The organism is Auritidibacter ignavus, assembly GCF_029853775.1.
Taxonomy (GTDB): domain Bacteria; phylum Actinomycetota; class Actinomycetes; order Actinomycetales; family Micrococcaceae; genus Auritidibacter; species Auritidibacter ignavus.
In genome coordinates this window covers 148,648-169,174 of the sequence record NZ_CP122564.1, presented here as the reverse complement: position 1 = coordinate 169,174, position 20,527 = coordinate 148,648, and the positions used below count along the sequence as shown (strand labels likewise).

14 protein-coding genes are annotated in these 20,527 nt (G+C 58.8%); 5 read left to right on the top strand and 9 right to left on the bottom strand.

Features of this window, described 5'->3' with window-relative positions:
* Positions 1-76: 76 nt before the first annotated feature.
* Positions 77-4,210: an ATP-dependent RNA helicase HrpA gene (gene hrpA / locus QDX22_RS00720; RefSeq protein WP_110100285.1), complete on the top strand. Its 4,134-nt coding sequence runs from the start codon at positions 77-79 to the stop codon at positions 4,208-4,210.
* A gap of 45 nt (positions 4,211-4,255) precedes the next feature.
* On the opposite strand, the gene QDX22_RS00715 is transcribed toward hrpA, so the two are convergent.
* The 3 genes from QDX22_RS00715 to QDX22_RS00705 form a co-directional block, all read right to left on the bottom strand.
* The gene (locus tag QDX22_RS00715) at positions 4,256-4,684 is read right to left on the bottom strand and encodes an HIT family protein (protein ID WP_110100284.1); all 429 of its coding nucleotides are present in this window, start codon (positions 4,682-4,684) and stop codon (positions 4,256-4,258) included.
* 124 nt (positions 4,685-4,808) lie between these two features.
* Positions 4,809-5,768 carry a sulfurtransferase gene (locus tag QDX22_RS00710; RefSeq protein WP_110098693.1) on the bottom strand — a complete coding sequence of 320 codons (960 nt, stop codon included), beginning with the start codon at positions 5,766-5,768 and terminating at the stop codon, positions 4,809-4,811.
* The gene (locus QDX22_RS00705; RefSeq protein WP_110100283.1) at positions 5,765-6,439 is read right to left on the bottom strand and encodes an MBL fold metallo-hydrolase; all 675 of its coding nucleotides are present in this window, start codon (positions 6,437-6,439) and stop codon (positions 5,765-5,767) included. Before QDX22_RS00705 ends, QDX22_RS00710 begins: the two co-directional genes overlap by 4 nt.
* 163 nt (positions 6,440-6,602) lie before the next feature.
* Here QDX22_RS00705 and QDX22_RS00700 point away from each other — a divergent pair, with 163 nt between their 5' ends.
* The gene (locus tag QDX22_RS00700; RefSeq protein WP_110100282.1) at positions 6,603-7,052 is read left to right on the top strand and encodes a Fur family transcriptional regulator; all 450 of its coding nucleotides are present in this window, start codon (positions 6,603-6,605) and stop codon (positions 7,050-7,052) included.
* Positions 7,053-7,054: 2 nt separating this feature from the next.
* Here the strand turns inward: QDX22_RS00700 and QDX22_RS00695 are convergent, their stop codons facing one another.
* The 6 genes from QDX22_RS00695 to guaB1 all read right to left on the bottom strand — a co-directional run bounded on the left by QDX22_RS00695 (position 7,055) and on the right by guaB1 (position 14,382).
* Entirely contained in the window at positions 7,055-7,921 is an 867-nt protein-coding gene (locus QDX22_RS00695; protein ID WP_110100281.1) for a metal ABC transporter ATP-binding protein, read from the bottom strand.
* Positions 7,918-8,880 (bottom strand): metal ABC transporter permease, encoded by a 963-nt coding sequence (locus QDX22_RS00690; RefSeq protein ID WP_110100404.1) that lies wholly within the window; start codon positions 8,878-8,880, stop codon positions 7,918-7,920. Before QDX22_RS00690 ends, QDX22_RS00695 begins: the two co-directional genes overlap by 4 nt.
* 61 nt (positions 8,881-8,941) lie before the next feature.
* Entirely contained in the window at positions 8,942-10,117 is a 1,176-nt protein-coding gene (locus tag QDX22_RS00685) for a metal ABC transporter substrate-binding protein (RefSeq protein ID WP_110100280.1), read from the bottom strand.
* Between the two features lie 144 nt (positions 10,118-10,261).
* Positions 10,262-11,332 (bottom strand): hemolysin family protein, encoded by a 1,071-nt coding sequence (locus QDX22_RS00680; RefSeq protein ID WP_110100279.1) that lies wholly within the window; start codon positions 11,330-11,332, stop codon positions 10,262-10,264.
* Between the two features lie 2 nt (positions 11,333-11,334).
* Positions 11,335-12,699: a hemolysin family protein gene (locus tag QDX22_RS00675; protein WP_110100278.1), complete on the bottom strand. Its 1,365-nt coding sequence runs from the start codon at positions 12,697-12,699 to the stop codon at positions 11,335-11,337.
* A gap of 213 nt (positions 12,700-12,912) precedes the next feature.
* The gene (guaB1, locus tag QDX22_RS00670) at positions 12,913-14,382 is read right to left on the bottom strand and encodes a GMP reductase (RefSeq protein ID WP_110100277.1); all 1,470 of its coding nucleotides are present in this window, start codon (positions 14,380-14,382) and stop codon (positions 12,913-12,915) included.
* 370 nt (positions 14,383-14,752) lie between these two features.
* Here guaB1 and QDX22_RS00665 point away from each other — a divergent pair, with 370 nt between their 5' ends.
* The 3 genes from QDX22_RS00665 (at position 14,753) to QDX22_RS00655 (ending at position 20,448) form a co-directional block, all read left to right on the top strand.
* Entirely contained in the window at positions 14,753-18,532 is a 3,780-nt protein-coding gene (locus QDX22_RS00665; RefSeq protein ID WP_110100276.1) for a multifunctional oxoglutarate decarboxylase/oxoglutarate dehydrogenase thiamine pyrophosphate-binding subunit/dihydrolipoyllysine-residue succinyltransferase subunit, read from the top strand.
* Positions 18,533-18,650: 118 nt separating this feature from the next.
* Positions 18,651-19,745: an NAD(P)H-dependent flavin oxidoreductase gene (locus QDX22_RS00660; RefSeq protein ID WP_110100275.1), complete on the top strand. Its 1,095-nt coding sequence runs from the start codon at positions 18,651-18,653 to the stop codon at positions 19,743-19,745.
* A gap of 91 nt (positions 19,746-19,836) precedes the next feature.
* Entirely contained in the window at positions 19,837-20,448 is a 612-nt protein-coding gene (locus tag QDX22_RS00655) for a DUF459 domain-containing protein (protein ID WP_110098642.1), read from the top strand.
* Positions 20,449-20,527 lie beyond the last annotated feature (79 nt).

Genomic DNA, 20,527 nt, shown 5'->3' with positions numbered 1-20,527 from the left:
ATCGGGGATGTAGGCATTTTTTTATGCCCGCCTTTCTGCCCACCCGCGATCGTCGAAAGTGAGATCACCAACTACGATGACGCCGTTCACTTCTTCGTCCTCCACGGGCTATGTCCTGTTGCCTCCAGCGCGCATCACCTATCCGGAACATCTTCCGGTGAGCTCCCAGCGACAACAGATCATGAACGCGGTGGCCGGTCACCAGGTGGTGATCGTCGCCGGCGAAACCGGGTCCGGTAAGACCACCCAGCTGCCAAAGATGTGCCTGGAGCTGGGGCTGGACCAGCACGGGATGATTGGGCACACCCAGCCACGTCGTATTGCCGCCCGGTCAGTGGCCGAACGCATCGCCGAGGAGCTGAATGAAACCGTTGGTGAACACGTGGGCTACCAGGTGCGATTCACCTCTGAGGTGTCAGCTGAGACATCAGTCAAGGTCATGACCGACGGCATTTTGCTGGCCGAAATTCAGCATGATCCGCTCTTGCGCCGCTACTCAATGCTGATCATCGACGAAGCTCACGAACGATCGCTCAATATTGATTTCTTACTGGGCTACCTCAAGAAGATCCTGCCTCAACGCCAGGATCTCAAGGTGATCATCACCTCAGCGACCATCGATGTGGAGTCCTTTGCCGAACATTTCTCCACGCCCACCGGTGCAGCGGCCCCCATTATTGAAGTCTCGGGCAGAACCTATCCGGTAGAGATCCGCTACCGGCCACTGACCGATCCACGCATCGCCGATGATCCCGACGATGACGCCGATGATGCCGAGGACGCCCGGGACCCGTTGGACGCGGTGGCCGATGCGGTGCTCGAGCTGGGTACCGACCACGGTGGGGATACCCTGGTGTTCTTTCCCGGAGAACGTGAGATCCGTGACGCCAAGGAAGTGATCCAGGCTGCCATTTCCTCGCATCCAAGGCTCAAACACGCGGACATTCTTCCCCTCTACGGGCGGTTGTCCTTAGCTGAACAGCAACGCGTCTTCCGGCGCAGTTCCACCTCGGCTCCGCGGATTGTCTTGGCGACCAACGTGGCCGAAACCTCGCTGACGGTCCCGGGCATCACGGCCGTCATCGATACCGGTACTGCCCGCATCTCACGGTACTCCCAGCGCACGAAGGTGCAACGGCTGCCGGTCGAGCGCATTTCCCAGGCGTCCGCGAACCAGCGGGCCGGACGTGCCGGGCGCACCAGCCCCGGGGTGGCCATCCGCTTGTACTCCGAGGAAGATTTCAACCAGCGCCCTGAATTTACCGACCCGGAGATTCTGCGAACCTCGCTGGCCTCGGTGATCCTGGACATGTTAGCCGCCGGCGTAGCCACAACCCCCACCGATCTGGAAGAGTTCCCCTTCCTGCAACCGCCCGAGCACCGCCAAATTACCGACGGTATTCAGCAATTGCTGGAGCTCGGTGCCCTGAACTCCGGGGCACCGGTGGAGGTCACCGACCGCTCCGGCACGAAGCGCACCCGCACCTTTACCCGTGGCACCATCACGCCCCTAGGCCGTCGCCTAGCGCAATTACCCATTGACCCGCGTCTGGGGCGGATGATTCTGGCAGCCGACCAGCATAAGGTAGCCCGCGAAGTCATGGTGCTGGCTGCCGGGATGACCATCCAAGACCCCCGCGAGCGCCCAGCCGATCAACGAGATGCCGCCGATCAGGCCCACGCGCGCTTCACCGATGAGAATTCCGATTTTTCGGCGATGCTAAATCTGTGGGTGTATTTACGCTCCCAACAAAAACAGCTCTCGGGCAATCAGTTCCGGAAGATGTGTCGCCGAGAATTCATCAACTACCTACGCGTACGTGAATGGCAGGATCTGGTTCAGCAGTTGCGGCAAATGGCGCACCGGGTGGGCTTGAAAGTCTCGGCCGGACCGGTCGATCCGGTCGGCACCCATGAGGCAGTCCACCAGGCGGTGCTGACCGGGTTACTCAGTCAGATCGGCACCTATCAGCAACGCACGAAAGAATATCTTGGTGCTCGTAACACCAAATTTCGGATCTTCCCCGGGTCCGGACTGTTCACAAAGCGCCACGACTATGTCATGGCTGCCGAACTGGTGGAAACCTCCCGGCTCTGGGCACGCCAGGTGGCCAAAGTCGAGCCCGAGTGGATCGAAGAGATTGCTGGACCGTTGGCAAAATCCAGCGTCTCGGACCCCTATTGGTCCACCCGTCAGGGCTCGGCGATGGCCCGGGAAAGGGTCACCGTCTATGGTGTGCCGGTGGCCGTCGATCGTCCGATCAAGTACTACCGGGTCAACCGTGAACTGGCTCGTGAGATGTTTATCCGCCACGCGCTGGTGGACGGTGACTGGCACACCCGGCACCGGTTCTTTGCGCGCAACCGGGAGCGGATGGCCGAGGTCGACCAGTTGCAGACCCGACATCGTCGCCACGATCTGAAAGTCTCCGATGAGGACCTCTTCGCCTTCTACGACGCCCGAATCCCAGCCTCGGTGGTCTCCGTCCGGCACTTTGACCGCTGGTGGAAAAAAGCACGTCGCACAGATGAATACCAGCTCGATATCGCGGTCGAGGACCTGATCCGCGTCGAGCCCGAGCAACTGGACCCCGCACAATACCCCTCGGTATTGATTCACCCCACCGAGCACGGTGAACTCGAGCTCCCACTGGACTACACTTTTGCCCCGATGACGCTGGCGCAGACCCGTCGCGAGAACAACTCCGCCGGCACGCCACCGCCAACTGACGGCGTGACGGTGACCATAGCGGTCGAAATCTTGCACCGGATGAACCCCGACCGTTTCGCTTGGCTGATTCCAGGGCTACGCGAAGAGCTGATTACGGCACTGATCAAAAACGTGCCGAAGGCCTTACGCAAGCAGTTGGTTCCCGCCCCAGATACCGCACGTCGGGCGCTGGCCATACTCAACCGCGACTACGACCCGCTCACCGATGACTTCTACGATGCCCTCTCGGCGGTCTTACTGGATGTCAAGCACGTCAAGGTGCCCCGGGACCAGTGGCGCCCCGAGGCCCTGCCCGAACATTTGCGGATGACGTTCTCCGTGGTGGATCACCGTGGCGCGGTCATGGGGGTCGGTGAAGACCTCGGGCAGTTGCAACGAGACCTGGCCGGCGAAAACCGCACCGCCCTGGCCGAATCACTGACCCGCGCGGCTCAGGCTCAAGGCGTGGACCTCGCTCAGACCACTCAGCACCCCACCCCTGGCCCCGGGAAGGACACCACCCGACGGCAGCCAGCATCCAACAGCGGCAAGCAACCACCTCGACGGGACCAGGACCGGACCGTGACCGAGTCCTTCACGCCACGGCAAGGGTTGACCCGCTGGGATATCCCCGAGCTCCCCGAACAGGTGCAAACCCCGGTGGCCACCGGGTCCGGTCACCAGCTGGTGACCGGTTACCCGGCGCTATCGCCCGCTACCACTGGGGTGGGGGCTGATTTGGTGATCATGCGAACGCTGGGCGAGGCACAATCCGTGCACCGTCACGGCGTCGTAGCGTTGCTCCGGGCTGGGCTACCCGATACCCAACGCTATATTGCCGACCACCTCAGCAACGAGGAGAAGCTAACCTTCACCAGTGCCCCGCATTCGGATCTGCAAGAGATTGTCTCCGACAGTCTCACCGCGTCCATCGATGCGCTGGTTCCAGCCTCGCACAGCCAACTCCCCCGCTCAGCCCAGCAGTTTGAGCAATTGCACGAGCAGGTTCGCGCCGAGGTGATAGACCAAAACTTTCGGGTCACCGCGGTAGTCTCCGAGGCGCTGCACGCAGCTCGCCACGTACGCCGTGACGCCAAGACACTTAAGTCCTTGACCATGGCGCCGGTGCTGACCGATATCCGCGCGCAACTAGATGAGTTACTGGGCGAGCATTTCGTGGCGAAAACCGGGTGGCGCCAGCTACGGCACCTACCCCGCTATATCCAGGCCATCACTGTCCGGATTGAGAAATTGCAGAATTCAGCCCACGGTCTCCAGGCCGACGCAGCGTCGATGCAAGTCATTCACGATCTCGAGCAGGCCTACCAGCGCCGGGTGGATGACTATGCACAGGCCGGGTTCATTCCCGCTGAGCTCAGTCAGGTGTTTTGGCTCCTCCAAGAGCTACGGGTGAGCTTTTTTGCCCAGCAATTGGGCACGGCCGTGTCGGTGTCGGAAAAGAAGGTCCGTGCTGCACTACAGGCCGTGCCCTCACCTTGAGGTCTGTGCCACACCCGGCATGGTGCCGGCTGTGGTCGACCCCGCTTATGCTTCGGGGACGAATTCCTGGTGGCCGGCCCCCACGAGGGCGGCACGTAGTTTCTCGGCGGCCTGGTCCATCTCGGCGGGCTCAGGGTTGTTGTCAACCTTATCGAGGTCGAAGTCCTCCAACGAGCTGGAGGGCCAGACGTGCAGGTGCAGGTGCGGGATCTCATAGCCGGCAATCATCAATCCGGCCCGTACCGCATTGAAGGTCTTGGGCATCACGGCGCCGATATTTTGGGCCACGGTGATCAAGTGCTGGAGCAGATCCGGATCAGCGTCGGTCCAGACATCCACTTCTTCTCGTGGCACCACGAGGGTGTGCCCGGGTGCCATAGGGCCGATGGATAAAAAGCCCACACAGCGTTCGTCTTTCCACACGAACCTGCCGGGGATTTCACCATTGATGACGCGGGTAAAAACGGTGGACATTGTCCTGACTCCTGTCTCGTGCTATCTCAACTGGGCACTGGGTCCTCAGCGCCAGACGGGCTCGAACTCTCTCACGTCCAGTCTCGTCGTTTCGGCCACGGTGTTCAAGATCACCCAGCCAGGATCAGTACGGATGCTCACCGGTGGCAACCGGGCGATCCCCGGCGTTAATCCAGGCCGAAAACGACCCGGGGTAGAGGGCAACGTCCATGCCGGCAATATATAGAGCCAGCACTTCCGCGCTCGCAGTGACACCCGAGCCACAATAAACACCCACTGCATGTTCCGGTGCGACGCCGCGGGAGGCGAAATGCTCACGGAGTTTCTGGGCAGGCAAAAAGCGCCCGGTCTCATCGGTCAGCTCAGATACGGGGGCTGAGACGGCTCCGGGGATGTGGCCGGCCACCGGATCGATGGGCTCTTCTTCACCGGTGTACCGACGGTAATCGCGGGCATCGAGCAACACCCCGTTGTCATCAGCTGCTAGTGCTTCGACTTCCTCGGTGCCAACAACCGGCATTTTGCCCCAGCTGATGTGGGCCTTACCGATCGCTGGTAGCGCTTCTCCGGCCTGCAGCGGCAGACCGGCCTCACGCCAAGCATGGAGGCCTCCATCGAGCACATAAACACGTTCCATACCCGCATAGCGGAGCAACCACCAGGCGCGGGGAGCAGAGGTCGAGGCCACATCGTCGTAGACCACCACAGTGTCGCCGTCATTGATGCCCAGCATACGCACTGCGTCCGTGAAGCGGGAAGCATCCGGTAGCGGGTGACGTCCCTCTGAGGGGGCGCCGTGCCCGGAGAGTTGCCCGGACATCGAGACGAACACAGCGCCGGGAATGTGCCCTTGTCGGTAGCGTTCATGGCCTTCACCGGGTTCGGTTGCCGACCAGCGCACATCGAGAATCACCAGGTGCCCGGCCTGCGGGGCTTGGTCGGTAGCAACAAATCCTTCCGGTTGTGTTCCGGGGTCCTCTTGAACGTGTTGCTCGTCGTCGTGGCGTAACCAGTACGACAGCACCTGATCTGCGATCAGCGCGGCGGGGCGCTGTTCGGTGGCAGTATGGCCTAAAGATGTCATCGAGTCCACGCGTGTTCGCCTTCGGCTAGGAGATTCAGCTCAATGCCGTAGCGTTCAGCAAAGGCCTGAACCTGTTTGTCGTAAATGGTGTGGCCGTTGTCTGACAACAGTCCGTCATGGATCGGCACCGCTTGGCGGGGCCGAACGCTAATCATGAAGTCTAAGGTATCTTCCAACGACGCCCAGGGCGCGTTAATCGGTAGGCACAGCGTATCGATCTCGACCCCGGCGGGAACAATGAAGCTATCACCGGGGTGATATACCGACCCGTTGAGCACGTAGCCGATGTTGTCGATTTGGGGGATCTGGGGGTGAATGATCTCGTGCTGGCCACCCACGGCTTGCACGTGAAAGCCAGGTAAATCTAGCTCGTCTCCGGCAGCGATCACTTTAAGTCGGTGTTCGGAAATATCGCGCTTTTCGGTTGCAACGCGGTGTGAGAGTCGTTCTATCACCGTTTCGGGCGCGTAGAGCCGGACCGAATAATGCCCGGCCAGCAACTGTACGACGAGCTCATCATCAACATGATCGGGATGTTCGTGGGTGATGAAAATGGTCTCCGCTCCAGCAGCTGCGGTGATCACATCGGTGAAACCACCGGGGTCAATCACGGTGCGGTGATCGGTGCTATCCAGGCGAACACACGAGTGCCCAAACTTTGTGAGTTTCATGTCGGACTGGCGACTTTGAGCTGAAATGTCCACGCTCCTACACTAACTGTTACAGCCGTGTTTGTGCAGATGCCTGTCGAGGCACGACCCGCTGTCATTTCCCGGAATCATTCCTACTCACGGCCAATATTCACCGCCACCCTAAACCCGAGGTTGCATCGCCATGACAAATCAGCCGAAAACGCGTAATACCTGGCAGAAACAAGCCATCCAGGAGTTCCTCTCAGCAACCGACGATTTTGTTTCGGCTCAAGACATTCACCAGGGTTTATTGCGTCAAGATCAAAAAGTCTCGCTGGCGACCGTCTACCGAGTCCTCCAGGCCCAGGTTGAAGCCGGAACCGTCGATCTGCTCACCAGTGATGACGGAGAGTCCTTCTACCGTCACTGCACTAGCCCTCAACACCACCATCACGTCGTGTGCACCCGGTGCAAAGCCACCGAAGAGTTTGAGGCTCCCGAATTGGAACAAGTTGCCGACGAGACCGCACGTCGGTTCGGATATCTCCCCCAGGATCACACCTTGGAAATATTCGGGTTGTGCCCGAACTGTCAGCGCGATCAGCTCGCGGGCCGAGAAAACCTCACTAACGAATCAGTACCCGAAACTTAGCGTTAGGAGTGGTCATTCTCGTCTGCTCTTTCTTGCCCGTGGCTGTCATTATCGGTATGAGGCAACGCCACGATCCCCTGGGAACTCAGCTCTTCGGTGAGATTGGCTGTATCATGCAGGGCACCCAATCCGTAGGCCGTTTCCAGGTTCTCGCGCGTGAGTACCTCGCTGGGAATGCCACAAGCCAGCACCTTTCCTTTGAGTAGCACCACATAATCGGCCACAGCGGCCTCATCGAGATCGTGCGTCGTCATCACCACGGAATGACCGTGTTTGGTCTCTTCGTGAATCACCTGGTCGATGACTTTCATCGAGCGGACGTCCAGTCCGGTCATCGGCTCATCGAGCACGAGAATCTCATGACCTTGGGCAATCCCCTGGGCCACATACACGCGCTGACGCTGACCGCCGGACAGTTCTTCCAGATGCTTTTTCTTCAGGTGAGTGATCTCCATGACCTCCATGGCCCGGTCCACGGCAACCCGGTCCTTCGCGGTGCTCAGACCAAACCAGCCGGTCTGGGGGTAGCGCCCCATGGACACCACGTCCTTGACCGTAATTGGGGTACCGGTCGGAAAGACCACCGACTGCATCACAAAGGAGACGTGTGGTCGCATTTTCTCAGGTGAGCGGCCCAGCACCGTTAGTTCACCGGCAGCCACCGGCAAAACACCGGCGATCGCCTGCAACAAGGTGGATTTACCAGACCCGTTTGGTCCTATCACCGCGGTAATGGCTCCGGCGGGTATGTGAAAACTCGACCGGTCCACGGCGACATACTGACCATAGGCCAGTTTGATGTCCCGGGCCTGGACAAGGAGTCGTTGGTCCGGCGCGGTCGAAGCGTGCGTTGTCGATGGTGAAATCATGCGTTCGGACCTTTGACGTGGGCCATGGTCGGTTGGGTGCTCGTCTGATTGGCCACCGGGTGTTGAGCTGCCAACAAAGCCGGCTCCGCCTCGGGAGCATCGGGGTCCTCGGGGCCGTACTCCGAACGCAACGCCCGGGAGCGGATCCGGCGAACGATATCTCGAATTGCTAGGACCACAAAGAACAATACGATGGGAACCATTGCCATCGTGGCAGAGGCAGCGGTGTCCGCGTGGTAGCTAATAATGAGTCCGGTAGCCACCGAGGTAACCCCAATGAGCACCGAGACCAGCATCATTTGGGGCACGCTACGGGTCAGCAACGCCGCAGTGGCTGCCGGTCCGACGAGGAGACCGAATACCAGCACCGTTCCCACCGCTTGGAAACTGCCGATCACAGCTCCGGCAATCATGATCAACAACAACCAGTGCGTCAGCTGTGGTCGCATTCCCAAGGACTTGGCTTTCAGCGGAGAGAAGCTCAACGCTAACAAGGGTCGATAAAGCATGAGGGACATCAGCACGACGACCACCAAGAATACTGACTGAGCGATAATGTCTTGGCGACTGACGCCCAAGGCATCACCAAACAGAATGGTGGTCAACGAGCCGGCGAAAGACTCGAGCGTAGAAATCATCACCACACCGAGGCCCAACATGCCGACAAATAACAACCCGATGGAGGTGTCCTCTTTCAAGCTGGTGGTGCGGTGGACCAGCTCCATGCCGGTGACCATCACCACCGCGGCAATCCCGGCCCCCAGGTAAGGTGAAAAACCGAAAATCACCGAGGCGGCAATGCCGGGAACGACGGCGTGGACGAACGCGTCGCCGAAGAAACTCATCCCGCGCAAGACCAGCCACACGCCAACCACGGCACTCATCACCGCAGCCAGCATGCCACCGATGAGAGCGCGTTGCTGGAATCCGAGCGCAAACGGGTCTAACAACCATTCCACGCCGTCGATCACCTCTCTTGAGTTACCACCTGAACACCGGCACGCAGTTGCGCGAGGAAGGCTACTGCTCGCCGTTCAATCCATCACGCAACTGTTCTGCGTTGTAGATCATGGCGTCCTGATAGGTAGATGCTTCCGAATCGGGCTCACCCAATCCACCTTCGTACAGGTGGATCAGCGGAACCTCGCCGTGGTCTTCAGCCAGTCCTTCCAACGTCGGATTGGGGCTAAGCTTATCGGTCACAGCGGCGTCGGCGTCTTCGTCTTCTAGCACCTGAGCAAGTTCACTCAATGCAGCGCTGGAAGGCTCCGCGTCGGTGGAACCACCAGGAATCACGATACCGCGAATCTCGAAACCATACGCATCAGCAAAGTACTGGTAGGCTGCGTGGTCGGTGACCAAGGAGGGCTCGTCAGTCTCGATCTCGTCGAGGATATCGCGAACCTCTTGATCGGTTTCCTCAAGGTCAGCCTTAACATCGCTGGCGCAACTGGTGTACTGCTCGGCCAGCTCCTGATCGTCAGTGTGCTCAGCCAGCTGATCACCGATCAGCTCGGCTGCGGTAGCCATCCGAGATACGTCCATCCACACGTGCGGATCTTCATCACCATGGTCATGGTCGTGATCATGGCCATGCTCTTCATCACCATGATCATGGTCGTGATCATGGCCATGCTCTTCATCACCATGATCATGGTCGTGATCATGGTCGTGCTCTTCATCACCATGGCCATGTTCGTGATCATGGTCATGGTCTTCATCACCATGATCATGATCGTGGCCGTCATTGTGCACATGATCATCGCCGATCGGTAGTGGCTCGAGCTCTTCACCCACCTCGTAGATGTCAGCACCATCGGATTCCGCGTTGTCCAGAGAATCCTGCATAGCGGCTTCGAGGCCCAAGCCGACGGAAACCACCAGGTCTGCATCGACAACATCGGTGACCTGCTTGGAAGATAGCGAGAACTGGTGCGGGTCATCACCGGGGCCCATCAGGACCTGGGTTTCACCACCGGCGCAATCAGTAATTTGTGAGGTAATGGAACCAACCTGGGTCGTGGTAGCAACGACCGACAGTCCCTCTTTCTGTTCTCCTTGCCCGGCGTTGGCCTCAGAATCGGCGTTGTCGTTGGAGCAGGCACTCAACCCGAGAGCAGCAATAATACCCAGTGAGCCGAGGGCCATAGCAGCCCGGCGATGAGGCGAGCGCAGGTTAATGTGATCGCGACGCATATGCTGTGTCCTCCTGAAATCACGTCAATCTGACAAATAAAACAGTCCCCGCACCATCTTCATGGAGGGGTTCGTATCCAGTCGTGAACACACTATCATATTGAAAACAGTTCTCATTATCAGAAAACAACCCTCGTCAAGCCCTCAAGAGGACTGTGACGTGTCAGTGGCGGACGTGGGCTGAGTAGCGTCGTGAATTTCACCCACCAGCACTTCCAGGACGTCCTCAAGGAACAGCACACCGATGGTTTCTCCTTGCGGCGAAATCACGCGCGCGACGTGCGAACCGGTGCGCTGCATCACTTCCAGAGCATCTTCGATCTCTTCGCTGGCTGCCACATTCGACATCGATCGGATCTTTGATAGAGGTAGCGGGTCCTCGTAGCGGAATTCTGGGACGGTCATCACGTCTTTCAGGTGCAAGTAGCCGAGATAGGCTCCGTCGTTGGTGTCTTCAATCAGGAACCGAGAGAACCCGGTGTGGCGCACCGCGTCGTCGAAATCCTCCGCCGAGGAACCCAGGGGCAGGGTGATGACATCGTCCAAAGGAAGCATGACTTGTTCCGCGGTGTAGTCAGAGAATTCCAGGGCGCCCGAGAGTAAACCGGTGTTGTCGTCTAAGAGCCCGGAACGCGTGGATTCTTCAACGATGGATTGGACCTCTTCCAAGGTATAGGTCGAGTTGACCTCGTCTTGGGGTTCGACTTTGAACAATTTCAGCACGACATTGGCCGCAAAGTTCAAAAACAACACCAGCGGACGTAATACTTTGTCCAGGGCCACCAGCGGTACAGCAAGCACCAGAATCGCCCGATCGGCCAGGGTCACAGCCGCATTTTTGGGCACCATCTCACCAAAAGTCACGTGCAAGAAGGTCACGATCAACAACGCCAAGATAAAGGCGGTGGTATCGGCGACCGGATCAGGGAGTCCAGTAGCCTGCAGCGGAATACTAAACAGATGGTGGATAGCCGGTTCGGAGACATTGAGGATCAGCAGCGAACAAACCGTAATGCCCAGCTGACAGACCGCCAGAATGTGGGTGACGTGTTCCATCGCATACAGGGCGGTATTGGCCAGCTTTGACCCGTTTTCGGCCTTAGGTTCAATCTGCGAGCGCCGGGCACCCATGACCGCAAACTCACCGGACACAAAGAAAGCGTTGCCCAGCAAGAGAACAACGAGCCAGATGATACCTGAGACGTGCTCATCCATCGTTAGCTCTCACCCGCCTCTACGGAAGGAGCGCCTGACATTGAGGTACCCGTCTTCGTTTTAGAGGTATCCGGAACCGCCGGGATATATTTCAAACGGTCGACTCGGCGACCGTCCATTTTGATGACTTCTACAGTGCCGTCATCGAGGGTCACCTGATCCCCGATATCGGGCACACGCCCCAGGGCGGCCATGATGAACCCGCCAACGGTTTCATAGGCGCCGTTTTCGGGAACTTTTAATTCTGGAATCTGAGCCATCAATTCGTCGGGACGCAACAGTGCAGGGAAGAACCAGTGCCCCGATGCTGTCTGCAACACTCCCGGACGAATTTTGTCGTGTTCGTCCGAAACCTCTCCAACGATTTCTTCCACGAGGTCTTCTAGTGTCACGATACCGGCGGTGCCACCGTATTCATCAACGACGACAACCATCTGCAGACTCACCGCGCGCAATTCAGTCAACAGCGAATCGAGGTGCATGGTTTCTGGAACCCGAGCCAAATCGGTCATGATATCGGCAGCCACCATGTCACCGCGTTGGTCTTTGGGAACGGCGATTGCTTTCTTCACGTGCAACACGCCACGAATCGTGTCGGCAGAATCCTCAATCACCGGGAACCGAGAGACGCCGGTTCGCCGGGCAGCATCGATGACTTCCAACAGCGATTGGTCGACCTCCACAGTTTCAACTCTCATGCGCGGTGTCATCACATCGGCGGCGGTGCGGTCAGCGAAACGCAATGTGCGGTCCACAAAGAGCGCGGTGTCCCCGTCGAGTGTGCCCATCTCCGCGGAGCGACGAACCAAGGAGGAAAGTTCCTCGGGGGTCCGGGCCCCGGAAATCTCCTCTTCAGCTTCCAGCCCCAGGGTTTTGAGCACGCGGTTCGCAAAGCCGTTGAGTAGCAGAATCACCGGCTTGAAAATCGCGGTGAAAATCAGCTGTGCCCGAGCCACCGTGAGCCCGACATCCAGAGCCTTCGCGATCGACAGGTTCTTGGGGACCAGCTCTCCCATCAGCATCGACAGGATTGTCGCGATCACCATAGAGATCAGCAGCGAGACCGAGGAAGAGATCGCATCGGGTAGTCCCAAGGCCTGCATCGGGGTTTCCAAAATGGTGCCCAGCGCCGGTTCCATAACGTAACCGGTCAATAGCGTGGTCAACGTGATCCCCAGCTGACAACTCGACAACTGGGTGGAGAGTGACTTCAGGCATTTCAGCAGGGGAATGGCTTTGCGGTTGCCGTTATCGACCATGCGTTGCACGGTCGGAACATCCAAGGAAATCATGGAGAACTCCACGGACACAAAAAAGCCGTTACCACCGATCAGCAGTAAGCCAAGTCCGAAAAGTAACCATTCCATCAAAAATCACCGCCAGCCTTGTAGGACGGTGGTCACCGACAGGATCAAAGCATGAGGCACGCACGGCCAACTAGAAGGCTCCGATCCGCGGGCGGACTGCTGCGTTGCCCGGTGAGAGTTTTTACGCGGGGATCTATGCATGATAAGTACAGTATAAGCATTGATTCTGGTTGCGGTGGCCCTGCCCGCAACCAACAGGGCCACCAGCCGGGACTACCAAGATTGAGCCACTGCCCGTCCTTCTTCGTACCCGGAGGCCGACTGCACTCCAAAGACCGCGCGCTCGTGGAATTCTTCCAGTGTTGAGGCGCCGGCATAGGTCATCGAAGATCGCACACCCGAGGTGATCCTATCCAGCAGGTCCTCCACCGAAGGGTGGTCGGGATCAATGTACATTTTCGACCCGGAAATACCCTCTTCAAACAACGCTTTACGAGCGCGCTCGTAGGCGGAATCTTCCCGGGTGCGTGCCGAGACGGCCCGGGACGAGGCCATCCCGAAGTTTTCCTTATATTTACGCCCCGAGGAGTCCACTACGATGTCGCCCGGAGATTCGTAGGTACCTGAAAACCAGGAGCCGATCATGACCTGCGAGGCGCCAGCCGCCAAAGCAAGAGCCACATCACGGGGATGCTTTACTCCTCCATCGGCCCAGACCGAGGCCCCGCGAGCCCGCGCGGCTGCTGCACATTCCAGTACCGCCGAGAGCTGAGGACGCCCCACTGCGGTCATCATCCGGGTGGTGCACATCGCCCCGGGACCCACACCGACCTTAATAATGTCGGCCCCAGCATCGATCAGGTCATTGGTGCCATCTGCGGTGACAACGTTTCCGGCGACCAGGGGCACCTTCAGGTGCGAAACCTGGCTCAAGGCATCAAGCATTTTCTGTTGGTGACCATGTGCGGTGTCCACCACGAGACAATCAACACCGGATTCCACCAATGCTTCGGCCTTGCCTTTAACATCACCATTGACGCCGATGGCGGCAGCGACGTGAAGGCGTTGCTGATCGTCAACGCCCGGAGCGTAGAGGCTGGAGCGAAGTACACCGGACAGTGTCATCACCCCGACAAGCCGGTCCCCATCCAGGACCGGGGCGTAGTCGACCTGGGCTTGGTGCATCCGCTGATATAGCTCACTGAGAACGTCAGCGCGTTCCGCCATGGGAGTGCTAATGGCAGGAAGCTCGTCAGCGCCTAAGGTCATCACCGGTGCACGCATCAGTTCAGATACTGAGGTGAAGTGGTCAACACCTTCGACGTCGGTCACCAGCACCACACCACGGAAGGTCCGGCTCTCGGGGTCATCAATGACAGCAACGGCCGGATGATTGCGTTTGGCCGACAAATGCAGCACGTCCAACACCCGATCCTGCGGGGTGACCCACAATGGGGTCTCGAAGATCGGGTGGCGAGATTTGATCCAGGACGTCACTGAGGCAACCTCATCCAGGGGCAGATCCTGTGGGAGCACGCCGAGCCCGCCGCGCCGGGCAATCGTCTCCGCCATCCGCCGACCAGTGACCGCGTTCATATTCGCTGCCACCACCGGTATCTGCGAGCCCGTGCCGTCCTGGGCCGAGATATCAACAGCGGTCCGAGACGTAATCTCAGACCGGGAGGGAACAAGGAAAACATCTGAATAAGTCAGATCAGTCCGAGGTTGGGTTAAAAACTGCATACCTCTATCATGATCTACCGCACATCATCTCTCCACCTCACCACACCGATAATCCCTGGGGCGAGCACCACGTTTTTCAGCTGCCCCGGTTTATCCCGCTATTCGGGCCCGTGAAACCGCCATTGTCTAGAACTTGCGCTGTTGGCAAACAGCCTGACTTCTTCGTCGGACAGTACCTCCTGGCTGTGGCTTACGTGACGCGATCACAGCTATGATGAAAGAACGTGCTTTCGGCACGGTGTCGCGGACGATGACATGTCCGCAGGCACCTGCGCAGAGAGCTGAACAATACACGTGGCGGACTGTTTCTCAGCCACCCGTTGAGAGCGTCTCGCCCCAACACAAACTGACTACGGAAGAGGCTTTCACCGTGCCAGAACTGACATCGGCCCAGCTGTCAGAAGAATTCCCCGGCAATGAGTGGCTAGTGGCGGATATATACGAAAAGTACAAGGCCGATCGTTCATCTGTGGACCCCAAGTGGGCCGAGATCTTCGCTCGCCTTGAAGGAACTGCAGCAACACAGCAGAAACGGCATGGTGGTGACAGCGATAAGGGCACCTCACGCTCTGCTCAACCACAGCAGAAAAACGCGTCGACGAAGTCGAGCGCAACGTCAACGACCAAGAAGGAATCGAACTCTCAATCCTCCGCATCGTCGTCCTCTTCTTCGTCTTCGCCTTCCTCCTCAAAGTCTTCCGGCCCGAAGGTTCGTCGGGCTGAGGGCTCCAGCGAAAAGGCCATCCCGTCTGAGCCCCCGAAGTCCAAGCAGAAAAAGGACGAGGAGTCCCACCAGGGTGAGGACACGTGGACCCAGCTCAAAGGTGCCACCAAGGCCATTGCTTCCAACATGAACGCCTCGCTGTCGATGCCGACAGCGACCACCGTGCGCGATGTGCCGGTCAAGGCGCTCATTGATAACCGCGTGGTGATCAACAACAGCCTGAAGCGTGCACGCGGTGGCAAGGTCTCGTTCACCCACCTGATCGGGTATGCCGTCATCAAGGCCCTGGTCAAAAACCCGGGCATGAACACGCTGTACCGCGAAGAAGGCAATAAGAAGTACGCAGTCCAGCCCGCACACATCAATTTCGGCCTGGCCATCGACCTGCCCCAGAACGACGGGTCGCGCGTGCTGGTTCAGCCCAGCATCAAAAAGGTCGAGTCGATGAACTTCCGCGAGTTCTGGGAAGCTTATGAAGAGCTCGTCTCCAAGGCTCGCAACAACAAGCTCACGCTGGACGACCACTCCGGGACCACCGTCTCGCTAACCAACCCCGGTGGTATCGGAACCGTACACTCGGTGCCCCGCCTGTCGGAGGGTCAGGCCGCCATCATTGGTGTTGGCGCTCTGAACTACCCGGCGGCCTTCCAGGGCACCTCGCAGGAAGTGTTGTCGAGGTGGGCGGTGTCTAAGACCTTGACTTTGACCTCGACCTACGATCACCGTGTCATCCAGGGCGCTGCCTCTGGAGCCTTCCTCAACGACGTGCACCAGTACTTGCTGGGCGCTGATGGCTTCTACGACGAGATCTTCAAGACCTTGCGTATTCCGTACGAGCCAGTGCGTTGGAAGCCCGACGTGCAGGTCAACCCCGGTGACGAAATCGGCAAGGTCGCCCGCATCCAGCAGCTGATCGCCGCTTACCGGACCCGCGGTCACTTGATGGCCGATGTGGACCCGCTCGAGTACCGGATGCGCACCCACCCGGACTTGGACATTATCCAGCACGGACTGACGCTGTGGGATCTGGATCGTTCTTGGGCAACCGGAAATTTCGGTGGCAAAAGCTCGATGCTGTTACGCGATATTCTGGGCGTTTTGCGCGATGCTTATTGTCGCAATACCGGTGTGGAGTACATGCACATTGACTCCCCCGAAGAGCGTGAGTGGTTCCAGGACAAGCTGGAGCACCCCTACTCCAAGCCCAGTCGGGAAGAGCAGCTACACATTCTCAGCCGTCTTAACGCCGCCGAAGCGTTTGAAACCTTCTTGCAGACCAAATTCGTCGGCCAGAAGCGGTTCTCCTTGGAGGGCAGTGAGTCACTGATCGCTCTGTTGGACGCTGCCATCGGTGATGCCGCCGATGATGGTCTCGACGAGGTCGCTATTGCTATGGCGCACCGGGGCCGGTTGAACGTGCTAACCAATATCGCCGGTAAGACCTACACCCAGGTCTTCCGCGAGTTCACCGGCAATATCGATCCGGAAACCGTGCAGGGCTCTGGTGACGTGAAGTATCACCTCGGTACCGGAGGAACCTTCACCTCCTATAACGGCAACACCACCAAGGTGTCGCTGGCTGCTAACCCCTCCCACTTGGAGGCTGCTGACCCGGTACTGGAAGGTATCGTGCGCGCCAAGCAGGATCGTCTGGACCGCGGTTCTGACTCACCGACTTCCTACTCGGTGATGCCGATTTTGGTCCACGGTGACGCCGCAATGGCCGGCCAGGGCGTGGTGTACGAAACCTTCGCCCTCTCGCAATTGCGGGGATACCGTACGGGGGGTACCATCCACGTGGTCGTCAACAACCAGGTTGGTTTCACCACTCCTCCCTCCCAAGGACGTTCCTCCACCTACGCCACCGATGTGGCCAAGTCGGTCAACGCTCCGGTCTTCCACGTCAACGGTGACGATCCCGAATCCGTGGTGCACGTGGCCAAGCTGGCCTACGACTACCGCGAGCGGTTCCACAAGGACATTGTGATCGACCTGGTCAGCTACCGCCGTCGTGGTCACAACGAGGGTGACGACCCCTCGATGACTCAGCCGCGGATGTACAACCTGATCGAAAATAAGCGCTCGGTCCGTAAGCTCTACGTCGAGACGCTGGTCGGTCGTGGCGATATCACTCAGGAAGAAGCCGACTCGGCCATGCAGGACTATAAGGATCGTCTGGAGCGGGCCTTCGCCGAAATTGGCGAAGCCGAAACCTCCCCGATCCCGATCTTGGGTTCAGCGCACGGTTCTCACGAAACCAGCGAAGAATACGTTCCGGAAAAGACCGCTATTTCCGAAGAAGTGTTGCGCCGGATCGGAGAAGCCCACACGGAGTACCCCGAAGGATTCACCGTTCACAAGAAACTCAAGTCGATGCTGGAAAAGCGCGCGAAGATGTCGGTCGACGGCGACATCGACTGGGGCTTTGCCGAACTGCTGGCCTTCGGTTCTCTCCTCATGGAAGGTACACCGGTGCGCGTGACCGGTCAGGACACCCGACGCGGTACATTCGTACAGCGCCATGCCGTGTTCTACGACCGCGAAACCAACGACGAATGGACCCCGCTGGCCAACCTGTCTGAGGACCAGGCGAAGTTCTGGATCTACAACTCGCCACTGAGCGAGTTTGCCTGCGTTGGTTTTGAATATGGCTACTCCGTGGAGCGTCCCGACGCGCTGGTGGCGTGGGAAGCCCAGTTCGGTGACTTCGCCAACGGTGCTCAAACCGTTGTGGATGAGTTCATCTCCTCGTCCGAACAGAAGTGGAGTCAGCACTCCTCCTTGGTGATGTTGCTACCACACGGCTACGAAGGACAGGGTCCTGACCACTCCTCGGCGCGTATCGAGCGCTACCTACAGCTGTGCGCACAGCACAACATGCGTGTGGTCCAGCCTTCCTTTGGTGCCAACCACTTCCACCTGTTACGTGAGCAGGCTTACTCCACGCCACGGCGTCCGCTGATCGTGTTCACCCCGAAGCAGCTACTACGTCGCCGTGAAGCCAGCTCGGAGATCGCCGACTTCACTCAGCACGGTTTCCGTCCGGTCATGGGAGACGACAAGATTGGCTCCAACGCCCAACGCGTTCTGCTGGTCTCGGGTCGTCTCTACTACGATCTGCTGGATCGTCGCACCAAGAACGAGGATTATTCCACCGCGATCGTCCGCGTCGAGCAGCTGTACCCGTTGCCGACCCAGGAGATCCAGGAAGAACTGAAGAAATATCCCGAGGCAAATCTCACCTGGGTTCAGGATGAGCCGGAGAACCAGGGGCCGTGGCCGTTCATGGCCGTCAACCTGGCCCCCGAACTGGATCGCGAGATTAACGTCATCTCCCGTCCAGCCTCAGCCTCCCCGGCAGCCGGCAGCAAGCCGCGGCACGATCAGGAGCTGGAAGAACTGCTCGACGAGGTCTTCGGAAAGTAAGTTCTCCTGCTGACCAGCTACGGCACGTGTCTCACCTTCCCATCACCGGGTTGATTGGGCCACGTGCCGTAGCTGTATCCCTTGCCGTGACCGTGGCCTGATTCGTAGCATCGAAGATATGCCCTCCATACCATCGTTGCCCGAGCTGACCCTGACACGACCGCTCGTTGTTGCCCCCATGGCTGGAGGCCCCAGCACTGCCCAGCTTGCCATCGCCGTGGCGGCAACAGGTGGGTTTCCGTTCCTGGCCGGTGGCTATCTCAGTGCCGAGGCGCTCAAAGCGCAAGTGGACGCCTACACCGAGGCCACCGATGCACCCGCTGGTGTGAACCTGTTCGTCCCCGACCCCGCGGCCCAAGAGATCGACGAAGACGTGTACCTCAAGTACCGCCACCAGATCATCTCGAAACTGAAGCTAGACCCACAACTCCTGCCAGAAGCGCCGATCTACTCCGATGACGCTTTCAATGACAAGCTCAACGTGACGCTGAGCTCCTCGATCCCGGTCATCTCCTTTACCTTTGGTTACCCGACAGCTCAGGTCATCGATCGTGTCCACCAGGCCAGGCGCTGGGTGGCGCTCAATGCCACCAGCTGTGCTGGTATTGATGCAGCTGTGCGCCACGGGGCCGACCTGCTCATCGTCCAAGGTCCTGATGCCGGTGGGCATCGGGCCAGTGTCCCCGATGCCGATCACTTCGACGCCTCACCCAGCACCGGCGAACTACTCGCTTATGCGGCCCGACACCACCGGGTGCCCGTTATCGCCGCAGGTGGGATCGCCGGCCCCCACGATGTGGCCGAATTATTGGCCGAAGGCGCAACAGCGGTTCAGGTTGGCACCTTATTCTTGGACGCAGTAGAAGCTGGCACCAAGCAGACCCACCGTCTCGGACTGCGCAACCTGATCGATCGCGATACCGTGATCACCCGGGCATTCACCGGCCGTCCAGCCCGGGCCATCCGCAACCAATTCACGGATGCTTTGTCTGATCAGGCCCCCGACCTATACCCGCAGTTGCACTATCTCACCTCAGGGATTCGCAAGCAGGCTGATCAGCAGCACAATCCCGAACACCTAAATCTCTGGGCAGGAACTGGTTTCCGCAACATTCAGCATCTGCCCGCTGCCGAAATTGTGGAACATTTGCTGAGCGCGTCCACGCTCGCTGACCATCCACAGCGGCTGGCCGGTTTGCGCTCATCAGGCTGATCACGCGGCACATAGCAGTGCTCATCGATTCTGCGCGAATCCGCGGTAGCGTTGAGACAATAACGGATTGAGACAGAAAGATACCAACAGCATGGAATTTCGGCAGATACGACTGGCCTCAGTGGGTGGAGAACACCTCGCCGGGCTGGGCGATCCACGTGCCATGGGGTGGTTGGGCAGAGTTCTCGCCAAGAGTCATCACCCCGACGTTTTGGTAGAAAGCTACGTCCTGGCCGCCCCCCAAGAGCCCATCGAGGCGATGTCCTATCGTTGGGAAGAAGAAGCACTACCCCGGTTCAGCAACGACACTGAAAACCGGTTGCTCATCGCGTTGAATAGTTCCGACACGAAGTATGTGCCTACCTCGGCACGAGCTCGGCTGAACTTGGCCAACATCATCGATAAAGCGACTCAACAAGGCCTCGAGGTATTTGTTGTTGGTCCCTTGCCCGGTCTGGATCAGGATGCCAACCAGAAGTTACGCGAACTTAACGCTGCCTACCGGAATGTGGCCCAGCGCCGCAACGTATTCTATGTTGATGTCTTTGAAGCATTGGTCGACCATAACCAGTACCAGCAGGATCTCGCATCAAACCAGGGTCTGCCCGGCCAGTCTGCCTACGGGCTGGTGGCGTGGCTGGTGCTACACCGGGGGTGGTATCGCTGGATGAATCTACCCGAGAACCTCGGATCGCAATCCTAATCGCGTCAAAGCGCAACAGGCACGGGTGCTAAAATTTACCAAGAATTCATTCACCACCGTCTTGAGGCGCTAGAAAGGA

Excerpts from the sequence above, each read along its gene's own strand:
- hrpA (WP_110100285.1), top strand. The coding sequence starts at position 77 with ATGACGCCGTTCACTTCTTCGTCCTCCACGGGCTATGTCCTGTTGCCT.
- QDX22_RS00715 (WP_110100284.1), bottom strand. The coding sequence starts at position 4,684 with ATGTCCACCGTTTTTACCCGCGTCATCAATGGTGAAATCCCCGGCAGG.
- QDX22_RS00710 (WP_110098693.1), bottom strand. The coding sequence starts at position 5,768 with ATGACATCTTTAGGCCATACTGCCACCGAACAGCGCCCCGCCGCGCTG.
- QDX22_RS00705 (WP_110100283.1), bottom strand. The coding sequence starts at position 6,439 with ATGAAACTCACAAAGTTTGGGCACTCGTGTGTTCGCCTGGATAGCACC.
- QDX22_RS00700 (WP_110100282.1), top strand. The coding sequence starts at position 6,603 with ATGACAAATCAGCCGAAAACGCGTAATACCTGGCAGAAACAAGCCATC.
- QDX22_RS00695 (WP_110100281.1), bottom strand. The coding sequence starts at position 7,921 with ATGATTTCACCATCGACAACGCACGCTTCGACCGCGCCGGACCAACGA.
- QDX22_RS00685 (WP_110100280.1), bottom strand. The coding sequence starts at position 10,117 with ATGCGTCGCGATCACATTAACCTGCGCTCGCCTCATCGCCGGGCTGCT.
- QDX22_RS00680 (WP_110100279.1), bottom strand. The coding sequence starts at position 11,332 with ATGGATGAGCACGTCTCAGGTATCATCTGGCTCGTTGTTCTCTTGCTG.
- QDX22_RS00675 (WP_110100278.1), bottom strand. The coding sequence starts at position 12,699 with ATGGAATGGTTACTTTTCGGACTTGGCTTACTGCTGATCGGTGGTAAC.
- guaB1 (WP_110100277.1), bottom strand. The coding sequence starts at position 14,382 with ATGCAGTTTTTAACCCAACCTCGGACTGATCTGACTTATTCAGATGTT.
- QDX22_RS00660 (WP_110100275.1), top strand. The coding sequence starts at position 18,651 with ATGCCCTCCATACCATCGTTGCCCGAGCTGACCCTGACACGACCGCTC.
- QDX22_RS00655 (WP_110098642.1), top strand. The coding sequence starts at position 19,837 with ATGGAATTTCGGCAGATACGACTGGCCTCAGTGGGTGGAGAACACCTC.